Source organism: Dolichospermum circinale AWQC131C, from assembly GCF_000426905.1.
GTDB lineage: Bacteria > Cyanobacteriota > Cyanobacteriia > Cyanobacteriales > Nostocaceae > Dolichospermum > Dolichospermum circinale.
Window position 1 is genome coordinate 52,411 of record NZ_KE384604.1, and the last position, 22,247, is coordinate 74,657.

20 protein-coding genes are annotated in these 22,247 nt (G+C 36.2%); 12 read left to right on the plus strand and 8 right to left on the minus strand.

Going from position 1 to position 22,247, the window contains the following annotated elements:
• Positions 1-19: 19 nt before the first annotated feature.
• Positions 20-565 (minus strand): photosystem II reaction center PsbP, encoded by a 546-nt coding sequence (psbP, locus tag ACIR131C_RS0108790; RefSeq protein ID WP_028089888.1) that lies wholly within the window; start codon positions 563-565, stop codon positions 20-22.
• Positions 566-1,162: 597 nt separating this feature from the next.
• On the opposite strand from psbP, the gene ACIR131C_RS0108795 reads away from it, so the two are divergent.
• The 4 genes from ACIR131C_RS0108795 (at position 1,163) to ACIR131C_RS0108810 (ending at position 5,092) form a co-directional block, all read left to right on the plus strand.
• Positions 1,163-1,495: a hypothetical protein gene (locus tag ACIR131C_RS0108795; protein ID WP_028089889.1), complete on the plus strand. Its 333-nt coding sequence runs from the start codon at positions 1,163-1,165 to the stop codon at positions 1,493-1,495.
• Positions 1,496-1,557: 62 nt separating this feature from the next.
• Entirely contained in the window at positions 1,558-3,660 is a 2,103-nt protein-coding gene (locus tag ACIR131C_RS0108800) for a pentapeptide repeat-containing protein (protein ID WP_028089890.1), read from the plus strand.
• A 53-nt stretch (positions 3,661-3,713) separates the two neighbouring features.
• Positions 3,714-4,208: a hypothetical protein gene (locus ACIR131C_RS0108805; protein WP_028089891.1), complete on the plus strand. Its 495-nt coding sequence runs from the start codon at positions 3,714-3,716 to the stop codon at positions 4,206-4,208.
• Positions 4,209-4,315: 107 nt separating this feature from the next.
• Positions 4,316-5,092 (plus strand): ion transporter, encoded by a 777-nt coding sequence (locus ACIR131C_RS0108810; protein WP_028089892.1) that lies wholly within the window; start codon positions 4,316-4,318, stop codon positions 5,090-5,092.
• Between the two features lie 39 nt (positions 5,093-5,131).
• Here ACIR131C_RS0108810 and ACIR131C_RS0108815 read toward each other — a convergent pair whose 3' ends face one another.
• The 3 genes from ACIR131C_RS0108815 to ACIR131C_RS0108825 form a co-directional block, all read right to left on the minus strand.
• Positions 5,132-5,725: a Uma2 family endonuclease gene (locus tag ACIR131C_RS0108815; RefSeq protein ID WP_028089893.1), complete on the minus strand. Its 594-nt coding sequence runs from the start codon at positions 5,723-5,725 to the stop codon at positions 5,132-5,134.
• 221 nt (positions 5,726-5,946) lie between these two features.
• A complete protein-coding gene (locus ACIR131C_RS22290; RefSeq protein ID WP_035371722.1) occupies positions 5,947-8,223 on the minus strand; it encodes an ATP-dependent helicase in 2,277 nt (758 codons plus the stop codon).
• Positions 8,224-8,304: 81 nt separating this feature from the next.
• Positions 8,305-9,378, minus strand: coding sequence for a RuBisCO accumulation factor 1 (locus ACIR131C_RS0108825; RefSeq protein ID WP_028089894.1), 1,074 nt, complete (start codon positions 9,376-9,378; stop codon positions 8,305-8,307).
• Between the two features lie 299 nt (positions 9,379-9,677).
• Here ACIR131C_RS0108825 and ubiE point away from each other — a divergent pair, with 299 nt between their 5' ends.
• Both ubiE and ACIR131C_RS0108835 read left to right on the plus strand, forming a co-directional pair.
• On the plus strand, positions 9,678-10,367 hold the full coding sequence (gene ubiE, locus ACIR131C_RS0108830) for a bifunctional demethylmenaquinone methyltransferase/2-methoxy-6-polyprenyl-1,4-benzoquinol methylase UbiE (protein WP_028089895.1): 690 nt from the start codon (positions 9,678-9,680) through the stop codon (positions 10,365-10,367).
• Between the two features lie 10 nt (positions 10,368-10,377).
• Positions 10,378-11,607 carry a DUF445 domain-containing protein gene (locus tag ACIR131C_RS0108835; protein WP_028083108.1) on the plus strand — a complete coding sequence of 410 codons (1,230 nt, stop codon included), beginning with the start codon at positions 10,378-10,380 and terminating at the stop codon, positions 11,605-11,607.
• 148 nt (positions 11,608-11,755) lie between these two features.
• Here the strand turns inward: ACIR131C_RS0108835 and ACIR131C_RS0108840 are convergent, their stop codons facing one another.
• Together ACIR131C_RS0108840 and ACIR131C_RS0108845 are read right to left on the minus strand one after the other, a co-directional pair.
• Positions 11,756-13,468: a diflavin flavoprotein gene (locus ACIR131C_RS0108840; RefSeq protein WP_028089896.1), complete on the minus strand. Its 1,713-nt coding sequence runs from the start codon at positions 13,466-13,468 to the stop codon at positions 11,756-11,758.
• Positions 13,469-13,750: 282 nt separating this feature from the next.
• The gene (locus ACIR131C_RS0108845) at positions 13,751-15,469 is read right to left on the minus strand and encodes a diflavin flavoprotein (RefSeq protein ID WP_028089897.1); all 1,719 of its coding nucleotides are present in this window, start codon (positions 15,467-15,469) and stop codon (positions 13,751-13,753) included.
• Positions 15,470-15,792: 323 nt separating this feature from the next.
• Here ACIR131C_RS0108845 and ACIR131C_RS27085 point away from each other — a divergent pair, with 323 nt between their 5' ends.
• The 5 genes from ACIR131C_RS27085 to ACIR131C_RS0108880 all read left to right on the plus strand — a co-directional run bounded on the left by ACIR131C_RS27085 (position 15,793) and on the right by ACIR131C_RS0108880 (position 19,881).
• Entirely contained in the window at positions 15,793-15,924 is a 132-nt protein-coding gene (locus tag ACIR131C_RS27085) for a hypothetical protein (RefSeq protein WP_255501491.1), read from the plus strand.
• Between the two features lie 460 nt (positions 15,925-16,384).
• Positions 16,385-17,071, plus strand: a complete 687-nt coding sequence (locus ACIR131C_RS0108860; protein WP_028089898.1) for an acyltransferase — start codon at positions 16,385-16,387, stop codon at positions 17,069-17,071.
• Between the two features lie 259 nt (positions 17,072-17,330).
• A complete protein-coding gene (gene ccmP, locus ACIR131C_RS0108865) occupies positions 17,331-17,972 on the plus strand; it encodes a beta-carboxysome protein CcmP (protein WP_028083111.1) in 642 nt (213 codons plus the stop codon).
• Between the two features lie 102 nt (positions 17,973-18,074).
• Positions 18,075-18,884 carry a pentapeptide repeat-containing protein gene (locus tag ACIR131C_RS0108870; protein WP_028089899.1) on the plus strand — a complete coding sequence of 270 codons (810 nt, stop codon included), beginning with the start codon at positions 18,075-18,077 and terminating at the stop codon, positions 18,882-18,884.
• A gap of 253 nt (positions 18,885-19,137) precedes the next feature.
• On the plus strand, positions 19,138-19,881 hold the full coding sequence (locus ACIR131C_RS0108880) for a DUF561 domain-containing protein (RefSeq protein ID WP_028089901.1): 744 nt from the start codon (positions 19,138-19,140) through the stop codon (positions 19,879-19,881).
• Positions 19,882-19,940: 59 nt separating this feature from the next.
• On the opposite strand, the gene ACIR131C_RS0108885 is transcribed toward ACIR131C_RS0108880, so the two are convergent.
• Positions 19,941-21,089 carry a DegT/DnrJ/EryC1/StrS family aminotransferase gene (locus tag ACIR131C_RS0108885; RefSeq protein WP_028089902.1) on the minus strand — a complete coding sequence of 383 codons (1,149 nt, stop codon included), beginning with the start codon at positions 21,087-21,089 and terminating at the stop codon, positions 19,941-19,943.
• 111 nt (positions 21,090-21,200) lie between these two features.
• Between ACIR131C_RS0108885 and ACIR131C_RS0108890 the strand changes: the two genes are divergently transcribed.
• On the plus strand, positions 21,201-21,977 hold the full coding sequence (locus ACIR131C_RS0108890) for an ABC transporter permease (protein WP_028089903.1): 777 nt from the start codon (positions 21,201-21,203) through the stop codon (positions 21,975-21,977).
• A gap of 113 nt (positions 21,978-22,090) precedes the next feature.
• Here the strand turns inward: ACIR131C_RS0108890 and ACIR131C_RS26730 are convergent.
• Positions 22,091-22,247, minus strand: a 157-nt coding sequence (locus ACIR131C_RS26730) for a Uma2 family endonuclease (RefSeq protein ID WP_231395426.1), incomplete at its 5' end; no start/stop codon positions are given.

Sequence of the window (22,247 nt, forward strand, 5' to 3'; positions counted from 1 at the left end):
AATTATCAATAATAGACAATTAATACACAGTAAAAGAACTGACAACTTCATCAATCATGCGTTGTATTTTTTTCCAGCGTTTCTGGGGTATTGACGCATTAAAGGTAAAAAGCTTACCACGACTTACAGCCACACTGGAGATATTGTGTCTTTTTTGTCCATTAGGAAGTTTAACTTCATATTCTAGAAAGTAGTAAATTTTACCATTTATTTCCCTTTGCGCTGCATTAATTAATTCAGCGGTGCGGCCAGAATCAACAGGAGCAAGAGCAGCTTTTCCCAACTTATAACCGACTTCTGAGGGTGTTCCTAGTTCTGACAAAGTTTTACCAGCGGGAACGGGACTAATGATCACAGAGACATTTTCTGATACTTCAATTAAATCGTGAAATACCACATCAGGTCCATCAGCAACCTTCACTTGTAACCAACCATTAGGATAATTAAACTGATAACCATCAGCACTATCTACAAAGCTTTTAAGTCCAGCAGCTTCAGCTACACTGGGACTAATTATGCTGAAGCTTAACACCAATAATAAGATTAAAGTAATTCTTTTGCACATTTTTTAAGATTCCTTTGGTTTGTCAGCAACACAAAGCAGGGATGATTTCAAGTTCTTATTGTCTCACTAATTGGAGATGTCTAATGAGTAAAAAGGTAATTATAGTTATATAACCATTCTAGCAAGTGTAATTACGTAAATAACGATAAATTGAATAGAATTTCCATAGTAAAAAATTAAAACATCCTGAACTGACTAGTTATCAGTAGGACAATCTGTGTAAGCTCCCGTGAAAGTCAATAGATTTTGGATGATTTCCGTCCTGAAGGAGGGGCGCTTATACCGAAAATTCCCAACCTAACCTAGAATCTAAAATTTTCTCGTCAATATTCCCAGTTATTACAGGTAAATTTTATTTGGGTAACTTAGTTAATACTTATAGTTTGGGCATCTGCCAGACTAAAATGATCTAAAATAAATACAACTAAGTACCAATCATAATTTCTGAATATTTCTTTTTTTCAGGAAAACATCATTGGGCGTTAAATTGTATTAGTGATCATGAATATAGCGATTATCAGTTGGACGAGAACATACAATGATCATTAAACGTAGATAGTCACCTAAATTTCCACCCTATTATCTATTTCCCGTGATATGAACTTTCAACCAGAAGAAGACCTACAGCGTCGTCTGCAAAATCTAGAAGCAGAAATCAAGTCCGCTGGAGTTAATACCCAAGGACAAAAGACACAGACACCTATCACAAGTTTCTTTAAATGGAACTTATATTTAGAAAGATGCGGAATTTGGTTTAATAGTTTATCAACAATTAAAAAGCTGGTAGTTACAGGTGTAGTCATGCTTTTAACTGTTTGGATACTGCAAACAGTATTTGCTTTGGTCGCTTCTGTAATTAGTTTGGCAGTTTTGGCAGGGTTAGTGTATCTTGGATACAAATTTTTTGTTGCTGACAAAAAAGGGAAATAAGCGATAGCCTATTTTCATCACCCTGACACTGGTATAAAAATAAATTCACAGGTAATTATCTAATGGCGAATCCAATTATGGGGAGAAGCAGTAATCAATCTAGCCGCCCAGAAGAACCGAAAAAAGTCAATATTACATCACTAACAGCTAGGCGTTTTGCGGCTTGGACGGTGGAAATAACCCTTTTTATTGCCAGTGGGTTAGTTCCTTATGCTTTGGGTGCATATGTAAATTCCCGGAGTGATATCCAACGAGTCCCATTAAATCCGATTCTAGTAGTCACAGAAAAAGCGATCGCTAGACCTCTGGCATTACCCGTAAATTACGGTATTCGTAATGTAGCCTGGCCGACTAATATTCTCTGGACTCTAGCTGTATTATTACCCACGACCTTTTCCTGGTGGCAATTGTATTTATTAGCTCAGACTGGTAGTACCATTCCTAAACGTTGGTTTGGTGTGCGGGTGGTTAATGCAGAAGGATCAGCCCCCGGATTAAGTGCAATAGTAGTCAGAGAAGGATTAGGGCGCTGGACTGTACCCATTTCCGCTGCTTATTTGCTCTGGCGCTACAGCTTTATTTTTCCCAACTTATCTCTGTTTACATCTTTAACCATATTAATGATCCTAGCAGAAGCAAAAGGTTGGCCTGGACAAAAGTACCCTCGATCCTTCCATGACCAATTAGCCCGGACTTATACAATAGACGCTAAAAGCACTTTCAGTAACCCTGGGGAAGAGCTAAAAATACATGAGGATAATGTAGATAGTTCCTCCAGTCAACAATCTATTTCCAGTCTTTCCCAGAGAAGCAATTCTAATTTCAGCTTGTTTTTGGTGGGGCTGACTAGTATGATTGCTGTATTATCAACTTTAATAGGTACACAAATCTATATCCAAACCCAAGAAAGCCAACGCAGAAGCGAACAAACTAATAGCCAAAAGTTTATCGAACTCATTAAAGCATTTAATCCCAACAACGGTGTTACCAATGAAGAGCGTCAAAAAACCGTTTTAGCATTGGGTAGCATGAATGACACACAATCCATCAAATTACTAGTTGATTTACTGGTAAAAGAAACAGACCTCCCAACTCTGGATACTATTCAACAAGCTTTAACTAATACAGGTCTAAAAGCCATCCCCGAATTAAAGCGCGTGAATCAGTTTTTGGCTGGGGAAATAGAATCTATGGGGAAAAGTTCAAACTGGGAATTTAGACAAAATCAGTTAATTCTCACCCAGCAGGTAATCAACAAAATTCTGGCTATCTATGGTGGCAAAATTCACAATATTGACTTGAGCAATGCTCAATTAAGTTATCAAGGATCTGGGGGAAATTCCTCATTCAAATTGGTATTAAACAACATTGATTTATCAGGAATTGTCTTGAAATCTGCAAATCTCAACCAAGGTAATTTTCAAGGTAGTCGTTTCCGTAGTGTAGGTGAAGATGGACGTTGGGATACTTACGATGATACCATGGCAGATTTAAGTAACGCCCAGTTAAAGCAAACTAATTTTACTAATGCCAATCTAAGTCGTATTTTGATGAATCAAAGTGATTTAAGTCGCGCCAATCTTAACAAAGCCAACTTATCCTATACCCGCTTATTTGGTGCTAATTTAAGTAGCTCCCAGTTAGTAGGTGCAGATTTACGCAATGCACTTTTAGAAAATTCTCGCTTAACCAATGCAGATTTAAGCGATGCAAATTTAACAGAAGCAAATTTATATGCGGCTCATTTAGTTCGTGTTTCTGCCGTCGGTACACAATTAGCTTATGCAAATTTAACTAAAACTGATTGGCAAGGTGCAGATTTATCCGAAGCCTATTTAGATTATGCTAATCTTAGTGATGCTAACCTCAGCGCTACTCGACTTACTGGTGCTAGTTTGCAATCAGCTAACTTAGAAAACGCCAATTTGCGAAATGCTGATTTAAGTCGTGCCGATTTGCGGGGAGCAAATGTAGACGGTGCGGATTTTCAAGGTGCAATTCTGTTTACAGGTAAACAAGAGTCAGACAAATTTGTAGAAACGCCTGATCTGGGTTCACAAAATGCTTCAATTCAAGGAGTAGATTTTAGTAAAGCTAAAAATTTAGATCCTCAACAGTTAGCCTTAATTTGTACGAAAGGTGGGCTACATTCTCGTTGTCCATAAATAGAAATAATCACGAGTTAATTTAGTATTTAGATTGTGTTAGGAGTGGTGTGATGAAAAAAATTCAGCATTGGTTTGGGCTTATGTCCGTAGTCACAGTTTTAGGTTTAGCTGTCAACTCTCAACCTGCACAAGCTCAAGTAGCCTATGGTAGTTATGTTGGTATTGGTCCTACTGTTGGATTTACGGATGATAGTCAATTAGGTGCAGTCCTGGCTTTTCGCTATAAGTTACTAGAAACCCCTATTTCTTTTCGCACTCAAACTTTAATTGGTAAAGGGACAGCAATAGTACCTGCTGTTTCCTATGATATCCCCCTCAACTGGCAAACCGATGCTTATTTAGGCGCTGGACTAGTCATCAATAGTAGTGATGCAGTTTCTCCTGTAGGTAATAAAATTAGCTTGGCTTTACAACCAGGAATTGATTACGTTATTCCTAATAGTAATACTGTGATTTTTGGTAATGCTATTATTGCCTTTGATGCTACTCGTAATAGTGGTAATATGGCTGTATCTTTACAAGGTGGAGTGGCTTTAAGGTTTTAATGGTAATGGGTAATGGGTAATGGGTAATGGGTAATGGGTAATAACTTAACTAAGAGTTTTGTTTAATTTAAAATTTTAATTATTCCCCATAAGTTTTTGGATAAAAAATGGTGATAAATCGAGAAAAAGCAGAGTTTTACCTAACAGATATAGAAACATCTATAGGTAAAGCAATTAATTTAACTATCGCTTTATTAGTGTTAGTATCTTCAGGGATTTTTGTCGCAGAAACCTATAGTATTCCTGAAGATGCTCATTTAGAATTAAGAGCATTAGATACTTGTATATTAATAATATTTGCTGCGGAATATTTATTGCGCTTATGGAGTACGAAAGATAGAGTTAAGTATATTCTCAGTTTTTATGCAATTATTGACTTAATGGCAATTCTACCATCTTTGATCGGATTAGCAGATATTAGTTTTATCCGTTTATTACGCTGGTTTCGTATCTTACGATTACTGAGATTTATTGACAAAAAATTTTTAATTGGTAGTATTAGTAATGAAGATAGTGTCATTTTTGCCAGAATATTATTTACTTTATTTGCCATAATTTTTGTTTTCTCTGGGTTAATTTATCAAGTCGAACATCCACTTAATCCCGATAATTTTAACACTTTTTTAGATGCTTTTTATTTCTCAATTGTGACAATGACAACCGTGGGATTCGGTGACGTGATTCCCATTTCTGAATTAGGCCGTTTATTGACGGTATTAATGATTTTAACAGGAGTAGCCCTGATTCCTTGGCAAATTGGAGATCTAATTAAACGATTAGTAAAAACAGCAAATCAGGTAAAAACTATTTGTGAACGTTGCGGTTTAGCTTTTCATGATACAGATGCTAAATTTTGTAAAAGGTGTGGTCAACAATTAAAGTGATGAATTTTTGCCTTTTTAATTCACAAGAGTGACGTAAATTTAAACAATTAGATCTTCTCCAGCAGCAGTTTCAAAATTTACATCTTCATACACATCTGCTATAGGACAGTTAAAGTTGATACTTTCTAAATGAATATTTTTCCCAGGTTCATAACTATAAAGTACCCATTGTCCTTCTGAATTACGACGAAAAACTTCTACACTGATGCGGTTTTGACTCACTAGTACATATTCCTGAAGTGATGCTAATTTTCGGTAGTCAGCAAATTTATCACCTCTATCAAAGGCTTCTGTGGTAGGGGATAAGACTTCGATGATTAAACAGGGATAACGCAGAAAGTTATGAAAAGCCTTGTCTTTTTGGCTACAACTAACTATGACATCAGGATAATAATAGGTATTAATTGACTCAATATGTGCCTTTGTATCGGAAATATAAGCTTGACAACCACTTCCACGCAGATGGTTTCTTAACATTGAAGCAATATTAAGTGTAATAATTACATGAGTATTACTAGCACCTGCCATTGCGTAGACTTCTCCGTCCCTGTATTCATACTTAATAGGACTGTTTTCTTCCCCTTGGAGATATTCTGTGGGGGATATGTAGTTATAATTTGGAGTTGCGACCATAAAATTTCGTTGTTAGTTATTGATTGCTATAGGAATCCGGTTTGATTCTGTGAACTTACTTGTGTGGTCAGGGAACAGGGAACAGGGAACAGGGAACAGGGAACACAGGAAGAAAGACAGAATTAATACCTACTGAGTCTTGTATGGCTACGCCACGGAAGCTATCACAAATCAAATATTATTCCTATAATAATCAATTATTAATTAATAATTATCAATTGTCAATTGTTGCAGATATTTTGAATAAATTGGCGTTTTAAAGCTGCAAAAACTGGACAGGGGGTTGTTGGTTGTAAATTCTCCGGTTTATTCCAGGTAAAAGGCGCTTTTTCAGCCGCAGACATCCATAAAAGTTTTTTTGCTCTCGTCATAGCAACATAAAGTAAACGATATTCCTCTGCAATTTTCAGGTATTTTGATTCTTCCCCAGCTTGCTGAATATCAGGTATGGGTTTTTGATGAAGGAGAGCGCGAATTTGAGCGCGTGCGACTTCTGATAAACTAAAATCCCCTAAAAATTGGGACTGGGGAGGAATCCAAAATCTTCCCGGAATTAAGTTTTCATGGAGAAATGGCAAAAATACATAATCCCAGTCTAACCCTTTGGCCTTGTGCATAGTGATAATTGTTAATTGTCCTTTTTGGGTATATTGTTCTTCAATATTTTCTGTTTCTACTGGTTCAAATTTTTCGGAACTGACAATTTCAATTAAAGTTGATATCATCTTTCCCATGGAACTATTACTAAAAATTTGCTGATTTACCCGTTCTGCAAGTTTGTCAGCAGTAGCTAATTCTCCTTGGTTATATTTTAACGTTAAAGCAAAAAAAGAAATTATTTGATAAAAAGGTAATTCTAAATAAGCGCGGAGTAAACTCCGACAAATATGAGCCGCTTTTTTAACTATTTCTGTTTGAGGTGGGGTTAAAGGTCCTGGATATAAAAATTCTTCGGGAACACTAGCTAGGGTGTTAATATCTTGGGTAGGTATTAATTTACGTTCTACAAGCACATCTAAAGTGGCTTTGAGATAATCAGCGGAATGAGGGCGATCGCAAAATTGTAATAATGATAAAATCTCTTGAGGAACATGAGAACGTCGTTCTTTTTCTCCCACATCATAAAGTTTGATTTTATACTCTTGACATATTGGTTCTAAAGCTGTAGCTAACCATCTTCCTTGACGATTTTCCCGCACTAATATCGCTGCGGAAGATTCACGATTTTCTGTAAATAACTCAATTACTCTTCGGGAAATTAATTCAACTGTATGATGTATATCTTTGGGAGTATAAAGTTCTAATCCTCTTCCTACTGGTTCAGGGTTTTGTTTACCGTCACTGATATCTAAAGGGTAAATTTTCTGATTTATAAATGGTGTTTGTCTGCTGTTATTTTTAGTAAAGTTCTGATGATTTACCCATTCTAAAACAAAGTTAGCAGCATCAATAATTATTTGTGTACTGCGACCAGCTTGAGACATTTTAGCTAGTCTATTTTCACTTTCACAATCTTGACAAAACTGCCGAAAATAAATTGGATCAGCAGGGGTAAAAGTAGAATTAACGGCTTGATTAGTATCACCAACTCTGATTAAATTTAATGTTTCTTGACTAGCTAGTATTTCTAATAATTTGGTTTGTAATGGACTGGAATCTTGAGCTTCATCTTCAAAAACAGCTAAAACTTTATTTTGTTCAATGCGACGAGCGCTATTATTTTCTAATACTTTCAAAGCGGCTAAAATCATATCATCGTAATCAATAAAATCCTGTAATTTCATAAATTCTCGATATTCTGTATACAATCCTGCTGCTACTCTTAAAATATCATATTTATCTGGATTTATTTGACTCCATTTTAATAAATCTTGTGGTAATATTCCCGAACTTTTCGCTTCATGAATAACAGTATAAGCCAAATCTGGTAATACTTCTGTTCTCAGGACTGACTGACGACGTAATCTTTCCGTTTCTTCTCCATCAAATTCTTGTCCTGCAAGCAATTTAAGATAAAGTTGGGGATGATTGAAAATCCATTTTTCTACCGCTACATGAATAAATCTATGACTTTGATTTGGTGTAATTAAGGTTGCATTTTCTAACTGTAAACCCGATAAATCAGGATAACGACTAGCAATAATTAAAGCTAAAGCGTGCAAAGTATAAACTGCAAATCCTGTTTGTGGTAAAGATAATTTTTTTAAATTTTCCTGAATTTTAGATTTAATATTCGCAGTCGCAGAACGGGTAAAGGTAACAACTACTAACTGTTTATATTCTTTATTACCTGTATTTAAATAATATTGATATTGACGAGCAATAGCAATGGCCGCAGCCGCAGCCATTCCCGTTGATTTTCCCGCTCCAGGAACGGCAGCCACGGCCAATGGACCCGATTGCCAATCAGCCATTTGCGTTTGTCCTGGACGCAATTTAGCCCTAATTTCGGCAATATTTTCTTTTAGTTTAATAATAGATGATTGGTCATTAGTCATTGTCTTGTGGGGTGGGCTTCTAGCCCGCCCAAGTATATAAATTAGATGCTTTTTAGCCTAGCTATTATCTTTCTTGATCAATTATTCATCAATTTGCCAAGCATCTTTGGTAAATTCTTCATCTAGAACTTTCTTAGGTCGAACTAAAACAATCATCTTTCCCAATAAGGGAATTTTTGGTGCAGTTTCAAACCATTGAAAGTCAATACTCTCCCCATTATCAAAAACAAAGTAGTTGGAAATATCCCATTCTCTTTGAGCGCGATCTATTACAATCATAATTGGTTCAATTTTGCTTTGATGGGGGTTGGGAAAAATATCACTATTACCAATGACTACCACGGGATCTTCTGCATTTAATAGCACTTTCCAACCTGGTAAAGATACCCAAGCTTGTTCCCCCGCAAATTTGACCATCCGAAATGGTTCAATCTCCGTAATCAATGGTACAGCTTTTAAGTCTTCTTGTGTTAATGGTAACTCACCTATGACTGGTAAAATCCGGGGTAAGTCTTCATCAGATTCAAGACGGTAAAAAGGGAGGATAGGTGGAGCAACTTTGGGCGCAACGCTAAAATCCATTAATAGTTGTTCTAATTGCTTTCTAGCACTTTCAGAATGGGCAAAGCGTAAACCCTTAGCTATTAAACGCGATCGCTCGGACAAGTCAGATTTTTGTTTAGCGAATTTCCAAGATTGATAAGCGACAGCATCCCCCGGATGTTTACTGAAGCCTTCTGGTAAATTAGGAAACCAAGAAAAATCTTTAACTGCTTTGGCTATATCTCTGACTACATCTGCATCAAGCTTGTATTCAAAGGTTAAATCAGCCGTACTGGCACGGTCTTCTTGATTTAGTCCACGTAATTCATATAACACATCACTGCTTTTTTGCTTATAATATGCTAGTGTTTCCGTTGATGCTCCACATTTTTCCATAGAAGCATAAACTTGAGAGCCAACAATTACCTGATTCTGTTGAATTGGTTCAAATCCTGTTGCTTCAAAGATAGTCTGAGGATTATAACCATTTTTTTGCAAGTAAGCGATGGCTTGTCCCCATTCCACCCAAGAACCCTGTTTTTGTCTCAGTTTCACTAATAATTCTGTAGCTGTATCCTCAAGATTTTGAGAATTGGGCTGTATTTCTGTCATAATTCTATTAAAAAGCAATTAAAAATCTGCGTACAATAAGTTTTAAACAACTTGTTATAGGCCATTATTGAGTCACCTATACGAGTATATCACTAAAGCTGGTCACTATCGAGAATTAGGGACTGACAAAAAGTAAATTACCAATTAAATTATCAATTTTCCTAGACTATCGTTTGATAAAAATGTATTCACGGTGCGTTACTAGTCGCTAACGCACCCTACAAGGTAAAAATCGCCCAGTTGAAACCGTCAGTTGGTATGATGAGGTTTAAATTAAAATTATGCTTTTTTCCTGAAAAATGAGTAACGAAATTCGTACTATATTTAACCGCATTGCTCCCGTATATGATCAACTAAATGATCAATTAAGTTTAGGACAACACCGAATTTGGAAAGAAATGACAGTCAAATGGAGCGCTGCTAAACCTGGTGATACTAGCTTAGATCTATGTTGCGGTACTGGTGATTTAACTTTTCGTTTAGCACGTCGTGTGGGAATGACAGGAAAGGTTTATGGAGTTGATTTTTCCCCTAATTTACTGAATAATGCTCAAGAACGCTGCAAAAATTATTATCCTCAACCTCCGATTAATTGGGTAGAAGGTAATGTATTAAATTTACCTTTTGATCATAATTATTTTGATGCAGCTACTATGGGATATGGATTAAGAAATGTTAAAAATATTATCAAAAGTCTTCAAGAAATATACCGTGTTCTTAAACCAGGAGCTAAAGCTGCGATTTTAGACTTTCATCGTCCCAATCATCAACAGTTACGCGCTGTGCAACAGTGGTATTTAGATAATTGTGTAGTTCCTATAGCCACTAATCTTGGTTTAAAGGAAGAATATGCTTATATTAGCCCTAGTTTAGACCGCTTTCCCACGGGTAGGGAGCAGATAGAGTTAGCGCGTCAGGTTGGTTTTCAGGAAGTTAGACACTATCCCATTGCGAACGGTATGATGGGAGTATTAGTAGTAATTAGGTAATCCAAAAGCCGTGGATTTGTCTCAAATCTTATTATATGTATCACCCCCAATTCTGGGTGGATTAATTGGCTATTATACCAACGACATAGCCATAAAAATGCTGTTTCGTCCCTACAAACCAGTTTATATTTTTGGGAAAAGAGTACCATTTACTCCTGGGTTAATTCCTAGCAATCAAGAGCGGTTAGGACAAAATATTGCTAATGCGATTATGAAGTCGTTACTGACTCCAGAAGAACTGCAAAATCTAGCGCGGAAACTTTTACAACCTGAACGGTTACAAGGGGGAGTTCTGTGGTTATTACGTCTGCTATTTGAGCAAATTAAAGATGATAAAAACCCCCGTACTACTAAAATTGTAGCGGGAATTTTACGGGATTTATTGGGTGAATCTTTACCCCGTCTTTTGAGGGTATTAGCACGACAAGAAACATTTTTAGAAACTCAAATTAACCAAATATTTGATAAGGTACTACTAGAATTTCAACTGACTGAAGAACAATCTATCCGGTTAGCTGATTGGTTATTAGAGATAGTTTTACCACCAGATAGACTGCGACAAATTATCATTGATTTCTTAACAGATCGGACAATTCAAACTATTGATGAAAGCTTTCGAGAAAAAACCAGTGGTACTTATTGGGTAGTTGCAAATTTGTTTGGTTTAAAGAATACTCTAACTCGGTTACGGACATTTTGTTTGGATGAAAAAGAAGCAACCAATGAACGATTACAAGAATTAATTAAAGATTTAAAAATGCGCGATCGCATTCAGGGATTATTACAGAAGTTATCTTTACAAAATCTCCCCGTCGGTACTGTACGTCAACTGCGAAAAACTATTAGAGATAATGTACGTCAATACCTGCAAAATAGTGGTAGTGATTTGCTCAAAGAATTAACAGAATCCGCTGACTGGGAAAGGATATCTATTGTATTACTAAATCGCTTGAGTAGTTCACCAGCTGTCAATACTTCTTTAGAAATAGTTGCTGGGGATTTGACCTTAATTTTAGAAAAGTATCTAGAGAAAGATTTAGAAATGATTGTAGCGCAAACAATTCCCATTTTATCTATAGATCAAGTAATTGTAGAACGAGTAAAAGCTACATCACCGGCTGAACTAGAAGATGCTATTGAAGGAATTGTCAGAAATGAATTACAAGCAATTGTGACTTTAGGTGGTATTTTAGGGTTTTTTGTCGGTTTATTACAAACCGGATTTTTATTCTTTAATTAACCTGTAAAGTACCTACTTTATGTACTTTTGGGCGGGCTAGAAGCCCACCCCACAAGAGTTAAAGACAAAGAATCAGGGTTTCTAAAACTACCCAGAAAACACTTTTTTAGGCTCGATATTATTCCCTCTTTTTTCTTTCTTCTCCTAATTAATAATATGAGCCTGTTTTCCGGTGGTTAATAGCAGTTATCGCATCAGGTTTGAGTAATTTACCATTATCTACAGTTGCATATATTACCCAATGATCACCGCATTCTAGCCGCTGCTGTACTGAACACTCTAAGTATGCACAAGCATCGGTTAATACTGTACAACCATTGTCCGCTTCCGCTGTAGGGAAGTTAGTAAAGCGGTTTTCTCCTGGTTGGAAATTTTTGCGGAAATGTTTCATATATTCCAAGTGAATACCTTCAGGGAGAATATTCAGCACGAATTTACCACCAGGATATAATAAAGATTCGATCGCTCTATCCTTGGCGATCGCTACCGTAATTCCCGGCGGATTAAAAGTAGCTTGAGATACCCATGCGCCCATCATCCCCGTAGAAAATTCCCCTTGTTTAGCTGTAATAACACATACAGAACCGATAATCCGGCCTACAGCTTGTTCCGTAGGGGTTGCTGCTTGTTGGGGAACGCGGACTTTCTTGGCCTTTCGCAAGCTTTGAGCAAAATCTGTACCCACTTCTTCACAATATTTAAGAGTCACTTCATCAGGTTTAAATTTTACCTTCAAAGTATCAAAACCAAAACGATATCCAGCGTCTCTAAGTTTACCTTCTACTAAATCTAAAGCTTCACCACTCCAACCGTAAGATCCAAATACTCCCGCAGGTTTACTATTATCACCCGTAGAAAGAACAATACCTAAAGCAGTATGAATAGGTGTAGGTGCGTGTCCTCCAATAGTAGGAGTTCCAATAATAAAACCATCTGCTTGTTCTACAGTAGTACGAATTTCATCAGCAGAAGCAAATTCACAATTAACAGATTTAACCGCAACTCCGCCTTTTGTTAATCCTAGTGCCATTGCTTGTGCTAAAGTTGCAGTATTACCATAAGCAGAAGCATAGAGAAGTGCTACAGATATTTCTCTATCTTTTTGGGCGCGACTCCACTCATGATAAGATTTTGTTAATTCAATTAAACTAGTACGTACTATAGGTCCATGACCTACAGCATACATTCTCACTTGTAAATCAGAAATTTTCTCCAAAGCTGATTCTATATATGTCGCATGGGGAGCCATAAGACAATTAAAGTAATAGCGTTGATCTTCTTTAAAACTTTCCCAGTGATCATCGAATACTTCTTCACCACAAATATGAGCGCCAAATAACTTATCTGTAAACAGAATTTGCGTTTTTTGATCATAGGTACAAAGTGCTTCTGGCCAACGAGGACTAGGAGTAGGTAAAAATTTTAAAACATGATCTTTACCTAAATCTAGTATTTCTTTTCCTCGCATAACTAAAACTTTAATATCTTGGTCAGTGAAAGCCGCACGTAAATTATTAGCAGCAGGAAGAGAACAAACAAAAGTAATTTGTGGCGCAATTGCTAAAATTGCTTTTAACGTTGGAACACGATTAGGATTAAAATGTCCTAAAATTATGTAATCTAATTTTTGAACATTAATTGTTTTTTGTAACGCTTCTAAATAAATTTCTGTAAATCCTTCCGCTGGTGGGTCAGTAATAGCAATTTTATCTGCTTCTATTAAATAACAGTTAGAAGTAGTACCGCGTTCTAGTGCATATTCAATTTCAAATCTGAGTCGTGATTTACTCCGCGCTCTTAAAACTTTTGTGTTAGTACCAATAGGTAAAATTTGTACATCTCTGGGTCGGGAATCATTCATAGATACCTGTTGAGGTGAAAAAACTTGAGAAACCCAATTTTTAGCTGATTCAACAGCGTTAGAAAAAGAATCTGGAATTGACATATTAATGATCTGCAACGAGTAAATAATTATCTAGATAAGAAACAATTAATAATTGATAATAAATTATTACCAATTAAAAATAAGTAATGGATTAAATGCAATTAACAATGAATTAAATGCAATTGGCAATAGATTAAATGCAATTAATAATGGATAATAAAACTTAATTTATTGTTTATTATCCATTATTTATTGTAATTAGTAGTAATTTCCTACTTTACGATGACGAACTGCTGTAATACCATCTGGTTTAGAAACTTTACCATCATTAACAATGCAATATAAAATCCAATGATCACTACATTCCATACTATTAATAACTTCACATTCCATATATGCGAGTGCGTCGCTGAGAATAGGTGAACCATTTTTAGCAATTTGGATTTTTACATCTGTAAATCTATCAATACCGGGAAGTAAACGTTTAAGAAAATGTTTTTTCAAGTCTTGATAATTTCCTTCTTCAAGAACATTGAGAACAAAACGATCATTAATTTGCAGTAAACTATCAAGAGCGCGATCTTTAGCAACAGCAATAGTAAAACCTAAAGGTTGTAAACTAGCTTGTGTTACCCAAGAAGCAATCATTGCACCACTAACATCGCCTTTTTTAGCAGTAACAATATATAAACCATTGCTAATTCTTCCCAACGCTTTTTCCATATTCACGTCGAGAGCTTTGATTTGTTTAATATTGCGTTCTCGTACTAACAATTGTCCTAAACCATTTCCCGCTTCTTCACACAGTTTATAAATAGATTCATTAGGTGTTTCTTTGATCCGAATAGCTGGAAAAGCTTCCTTAATACCTAAGTCAATAAATTTGCGTCTAAGGGTATCAATTGGTTCATCATCTCCACCATAAGATTCAAATAAACCAACTACTTGTTTATTTTTAGCAACTGCTAATAAAGAACTAATTGCAGCTTGTGCTTTAATTGCACTAGTAGGAGGCATACCAATAATTAAACCAGATGATCTTCCTGCTAATTCTTGAATTTCTTGGCTTTCTGCGGTGCTAAGATCCAATATTTCCACACCGATACCGGATTTTTGTAAACCCTCAGAAATACTATGTCCTAAAAGATCACTATGTCCATAACCAGAAACATAAAATAAACCGACAGTAGTTTCTGTTTTCGTTTGTTTCTGACTCCAATGCTGATAAAATTCAGTCAGAATATCAAGATTATGATAAAGCAATGGACCATGGCCATTGGCAATAATTTTAATTTTACCAAGTTCACCCATTCTCTTCATTGCATTTAGCAAAGAACGAGCATTTGGACCCATTAAACAATCATAATAAAAGCGAAAATCAGCTTCAATGGCTTCTAAATCTTCGTCGAAAGTGCGATCATCACAGAAGTGCATCCCAAAAGCATCACAGGTGTAAAGAATTTGGGTTTTGCGATCAAAACTAAAGATAGTATCTGGCCAGTGTAAATTTGGCGCACTCACAAATTCTATGTCATGATCTTGACCAATTTTAATCCGATCTCCACTTTTAACAATGCGTTTAGAAAAAGGTTCATGTACCAAACCTTCTAGAAATTGTAAAGCCACTTTAGAGGCTAAAACAGTTGCTCTGGGAGCTAACTGTAAAACATCTTCTACTAAGCCACTGTGATCAGGTTCAGTATGACTAACAATGATATAATCAATATTTTTAGGATTAACTAAACCTTTGAGAGTGTCTAAATAGAGTTGACGAAACTTCTGATGAGAAGTATCAATTAAAACTGTTTGTTCACCCCTAATTAAATATGAATTATAGGTTGTACCATTTTGTAACCCAAATTCAATATCAAAACGATCTCTATCCCAATCAAGAGAGCGAATTGCGGTGGTATTGGGGGCAATTTCTACAGTTTGTATAGTTAATCGGTTCTGAATGTTCTCTGAGATAGCTACCATGATTTCACAACAGCAAATAAACAATTATTTCTTCTGCCCCCCATTCTCCCTATTATTTTTTTTTAAAGCTGTAATGAAAAGTATATTTTGGGAAATTAAAATTGTGATCATAAATACATTTTTAGAGAGCATTCCCGCTACACTTGTATTAATGATAAATCTCTGTTGATTTTTAAATCTTCATAATTTATCCTTAAACTTTACTATTACTTCATATTTATTTCATAAATGTCTTTTAAGATAATAGAAGAACATTATTTATGTCACTATAAAGGCGTTTTATACGAAAATTAAAAGTGCATAAGTAAATTTTTTGACATACTATGATTACAACAGCGGCAGATTCTAAAAATTGGCTGCAAAGAAGCCGTTATAGTAATCGGGGAAGTATTTATTTATTTGCTCCGATGGTTAATTTTAATGTGATGGCAGAAGTTGGAGATACTCCCCCCTGATTTGAGGTGATTGTACTTATCAGGAAATTTGATGAATAATTCAATAATTACATTTTGATGGTAGTGATAAAATTTTACCTCTATTTTGCAATTGCGTAAAAAAATGTAATTCGATTGAAATAAATATTTTGGTATTTTGTAACTGAATATCTGAATTATAATAGCTTGTTAAACTGCTAAATTATGTGCAGCAATAGTTAGCAATTTGATGTGATGTTAAAGCATTAAATCTCAGTATATCAGTTCTAAATATCAAAAAGTATTTTCTCTAATTTCCAGTTAGTAAATATTAGATTGAAAATTGCCTTGGGTTTTCATATTGGTCATATTATTTTTCTATACATCTGTTTGATGAAAATGCAGATATAGAAATATATATGGTTATATGGTAGCCGGATTTTTTAGGCATTTCATAATTCTGCCCATCTCCAATATCACATTAGTTAGCAGCAATAAGGTTATGAACAAAGTCAAGTTTAAGCGGCTTCAAGAACTTTTTTTAACTACTTTCATTGGCGATATACCAACAATTTTTGGTGGTGTAAAGTTACGTAATTTACTTTATAAATTTATTTTTTATCGGCTAGGTAGCTCAGTTTATCTTCAAGATGGCATTGAATTTATTGGCACTGATTCTATTGAAATCGGTAATAGAGTTTATATTTTTAAAGGAGTTCGTATAGATGGAAGAGGACACGAAAATAATAGAATTCATCTAGAAAATGGAGTTATTGTTGAGCATAATGTTGTCATAGGGTCACTTGACCATACTTGTATCGAAATCGGTCAAGATACTTTTATTGGACCTGGTGTTTGTATTGCTGGACCTGGAAATATTAAAATTGGCAAGCAATGTTTAATTGCAGCCCATACTGGGATATACGCTAATAATCACAATTTTGCAGATCCAACTAAGTCAATCAGCAGCCAAGGTGTTACTCGTCTTGGAATCGTAATTGAGGATGATTGCTGGTTAGGAGATGGTGTAAAGGTCTTGGATGGTGTCACTATCGGTAAAGGTAGTGTTATTGGTGCTGGTGCTATTGTTACTAAAGATATTCCTCAATTCTCAGTAGCGGTGGGGGTACCGGCACGAGTAATTAAAAACCGTGATGGTAAGGAAGTTATCAAGTTTACAGTCAACTAAATTACCGACTTCTAGTATTTCAGAATGTCCAAGATTAAAGGATAAACAGGATCAAAACAGGGATTTTATCACCAATTACCAATTACCCATTACCTATTACCAGTCTCAACTAGATAACTAGCAACTTGAGTTATTAGACATCTTGTGAGTTATCAAGCAAGGAGTTGGGGGCTGAAATTACTCAATCAGTCCACTTTCACGGTAAACTCTTTATGTTGCAATAAAAGACATTTACCCTCATGACTGGAGAATTAAGACTTTGGGCATAGAACTACGCAGTTTCGTATTTCTAGACAACCTGCAACCTCAACACGCTGCATATATGGGAACAGTAGCCCAGGGTTTCTTACCATTACCAGGGGATACATCCTTATGGATTGAGATTTCCCCTGGTATCGAAATCAACAAGATTACGGACGTAGCCCTCAAATCTGCTTCTGTCCGTCCCGGAGTGCAAGTAGTAGAACGTTTATACGGACTTTTGGAGGTACATTCTGGCTCTCAGGGGGAAACACGAGCCGCTGGGGATGCGATTTTGGCGTTTTTGGGCGTGAAAAAGCAGGAATGTCTCAAACCTCGTGTGGTTTCTAGTCAGATTATCCGCAATATTGACGCGTATCAAACTCAATTGATTAACCGTACTCGTCGAGGACAACTGTTATTAGCAGGACAAACTCTGTACGTATTAGAAGTTGAACCAGCAGCTTATGCAGCACTAGCGGCTAATGAAGCGGAAAAAGCAGCACAAATTAATATTCTGGAAGTTCAAGCTGTGGGTAGTTTTGGCCGACTTTATTTAGGGGGAACGGAACAGGATATTTTAGCAGGAGCAGCAGGAGCGTTAGCAGCAATTGAAAATTCACCTGGTAGGGAAAATCCTCAAGGTAAGCGGAACGAATAAACAATTAAAAGTTAAAAATTAAAGGTTAAAGATTTTTTCTAATCATATAAATGATGTATTAAACTCTTTAATTTTTGTTAATTTTTGATCAAGGAGGAAAAAATGGCGAATCAACAACATCTGAATTTATTACGATCCGGGGCAGTTATTTGGATAGAATGGAGAAATCAAAATCCTGAAATTGAAATTGATCTCAGTGGTGCAATTCTACTAGGAGAAAACCTGCGAGGAGCAAATCTCGCTGGGGTAAATTTCAATCACGTAAATTTAGCTCATGCTTTGTTAGTGCGAACTAATTTTAGTCAAGCAAATCTGAGTAATGCTATTTTTTATGAAGCTAAATTAATTGCAGCCAATTTGAGTCAAGCTAATTTGAGTATTGCTAATTTGAGCGGAGCAATTTTAACCGCAGCAAATTTAAGTTATGTAAATTTAATTGGCGCTGATTTGAGTGGAGCAAATCTAGAAAATGCTATGATTAATGATGCTAATTTAATTGGTACAAATTTTCAAAATGCTAATTTAAAAAATGCGGATTTATCAGGGTCAAAACTTATTCGCAGTCATCTCAGTTTTGCTAATTTAATGGGGGTTAATTTAATTGCGGCTAATTTAAGTCAAGCTAATTTATATGAAGCAGAATTAATCACTGCTCAACTTTATCAAGCTAACCTACATCAAGCTAATTTAACTAAAGCTCATTTAGGAAACGCATTTTTATCTAAAGCTAATTTAACGGAGGCTAATTTAACAGAAACCGATTTAAGTTGGGCTAATTTAAAAGGTGCGAATTTAGCAGGTGCAAATTTACAAGGTGCAACTATTAGGGGAGCAAATTTTCAGGGAGCAAATCTAAAAGGGACGATTTTAGAAGATAAATTAGAATTATTAACCCCAAAAAAATGCAATTAGAAGCAATGGCAAAAACCCAGTTATGATCTAAAATGTTGGATCAAAGTATTAGTATTAGATTGCTCTCTTGGGAAATTATACAGGTGGGAGAGGTAACTATAGATAGAAAGTTGGCAGGTGATAAAGTGAACATAAATACTCTAGTATTGAGTTTAATGCAACATGAATCGCCATCAATTTTTTTTCAAAATCAAATCTGGCCAGATTTGATGTAAAAATATTCCTACTGAAAGAAACTGCTCTCATAAAAATTATGACTATGTATCCTGATTTCCAACGTGCATTCGCCCATCCTGTGCTAAAAGTAATTAGCGGTTTGAATAACTTCAATGCTGCTAGTGTCGCTGCGACTGTTAAAGCCGCTGATTTGGGTGGTGCTACTTTTGTAGATATTGCTGCTGATGTAGATTTGGTAAAGTTGGCTAAAAGCTTGACTAAATTACCTATTTGTGTATCTGCTGTTGAACCGGAAAAATTTGTAACTGCTGTGGCCGCTGGTGCTGATCTGATTGAAATTGGTAATTTCGATTCTTTCTATGCTCAAGGGCGCAGATTTGAATCAGAGGAGGTTTTAGCCCTAACTTACCAAACCCGTGCCTTGCTGCCCGAAATTACCCTGTCTGTAACCGTTCCCCATATCCTGACCCTAGATCAACAAGTACAACTAGCGGAAGATTTGGTGAAAGCCGGCGCTGATATTATTCAAACTGAGGGAGGTACTAGCAGTAATCCTATTCACCCCGGTACTTTGGGATTAATAGAAAAGGCTGCCCCCACCCTGGCCGCAGCTTATGAAATTTCTCGCGCGGTTTCTGTGCCTGTACTATGTGCTTCGGGTATTTCTAATGTTACCGCACCAATGGCGATCGCATCTGGTGCATCTGGTGTTGGTGTCGGTTCAGCTATTAACCAACTCAATAGCGAAATAGCGATGATTGCGGCTGTCCGTAGTTTAGTAGAAGCTTTAGCTACTGCAAATACCAGAACATTTGCGTAATAAAGTAGGAGTCAGGAGAAAAGAGAAATTTCTCCCCTACTCCCATGTTCCTCGATAATTCAAGACAAACAATATTTTAAGGTATCAATGACTTTATCTTGTTGTTCTTGGTCTAATTCGGGGAACATGGGTAAAGATAAAACTTCATGACAAGCTTGTTCTGATACTGGCAATTGTCCGGGCTGATAACCTAGATTTTTATACACTGGCTGCAAATGTATGGGTAAGGGATAGTAAATCATAGAATTAACACCCTGTTCCTGCATTTGATTTTTTACCCAATCTCGATATTTACCACTTATACCATTGCGTCCTTCCCCAGACACACGGATGGTATATTGATTCCAGACACCAACCCCTCCGGGAGATTCTTGGGGGACTGTGATACCAGAAACTGGACTCAGGTGTTGATAATAATAATCAGCAATTTGCTTGCGTCTGTGATTCCAAATATCGAGATAGCGCAGTTTGATTTGCAGAATTACCGCTTGGATAGCATCTAAACGACTATTAACACCAATTTCCTCGTGAATATATCTCACTTTACTACCATGTTCTCGCAAAACTCGTAATTGAGTAGCGATCGCTGGATCATTTGTGATTATTGCCCCACCATCGCCACAACCGCCCAGATTTTTGGTAGGGTAGAAACTGAAGCAACCAACATGGCCAATACTACCAACTTTTTGATTTTCCCAACTTGCACCAGTAGCTTGAGCGCAATCTTCAATTACTGCTAAATTATAGGATTGGGCAATTGCCATTAATCCTGTCATTTCCACAGGCAAACCAAACAAATGTACTGGTATAATCCCTTTAGTTTTTGGTGTAATTGCTGCTTTTAGTTTCTCTACATCTAAATTAAACGTAGTGGCATCAATATCTACAAATACTGGTATTGCGCCCACAGCACTGATAACTTCTGTAGTAGCAAAAAAAGTAAATGGTGTAGTAATAACTTCATCACCCGCACCAATGCCTAAAGCCCGTAATGCTAAAAATAACGCATCAGTACCAGAGTTACAAGCTACGCATTCATTGACACCATGATAAGCTGCAAACTGTTGTTCAAAATCTGTAACCGCTGGACCACCAATATAACGACCAGAAGCTAGAACACCCAATACAGCAGCGCTTACCTCAGTTTCAATGGTGGCATATTGTTCTTTAATATCAAAGGCAGGAATGGAATTTACACTTTTAATCATGAGTTTTTATTTTATTTACGGACTTTGTTTGTGTATGCGATTTTTCATCGCTAGGACTGATTGCAAGATATAAGTTTGTCAAGTTTTGATTTGTTAAGAGGTACAGAAACTATGCCAGAGCTAATTAAACTGGATATGGTAGATTTGGCTTTAGCTATGGGCTTAATGGCCATTGTCATTGGTATATCGTCCTGGGAACAATTAGGACTAGAATTAAATTTAAGTGTGGCTACTGGTAGAACTATCCTCCAACTCCTTGTACTGGGTTACATTTTTGACTTTATTTTCGCCCTAAATAATGTTTGGGCAATAGTAGGGATTTTAGCAATAATTCTGACCATTACTGCAATTATTACTCGTAATCGCATTAGCCGAAAAATTCCCCACCTTTTACCTTTGGTTTGGATAGCAATTTTTGTGAGTACGGCGTTAACATTGCTTTACACCAACTTTTTAATTATTCAACCAGATAAATGGTATGAACCGCGTTATTTAATTCCTTTAGCTGGGATATTGTTGGGTAATGCTATGAATGCTGCTGTAGTAGCGGGAGAACGTTTGGTTACTACTATAAATCAATTTCCTACAGAAATAGAAACCCATTTAAGCTTAGGTGCAACTCCCGAACAGGCTATTAAACCCTACCGTAAAGAGGCTATTCGCGCCGCATTTATGCCGACTTTAAACCAAATGATGTTGCTTGGTATGGTGACAATACCAACCTTTACCAATGGACAATTATTAGCCGGTGTCACACCCCTAGAGGCTGTATCCTACGAAATTTTAATTATTTTCATGGTAGCTTTGACAAATTTACTAACAACCATTTTAATTACTAAAGGCCTATGTCAGCAATTTTTTAATTCAGCAATGCAGTTAGTTAGGTAATTGTCAAGATGTGCAAAATTAAAGAATAAACATGATCAAAAAAGGGATTTTATCTAGAAAAATAGCCAAAGGATTAAAATATTTTTATTAACCATGATCTATTGATTTTATAGCTACCAAATTTTACCCATATTCAAAACAAATCCCGGTAAAATAGGATCACAATTTACCGCATCAGGATTTTCTAAATATTCTTCTTTTTCTCCGGGACGATAAATATAAACTCGGCGATTTTTACGGTCAATTAATAAACCTAGTTGGATTCCTGGT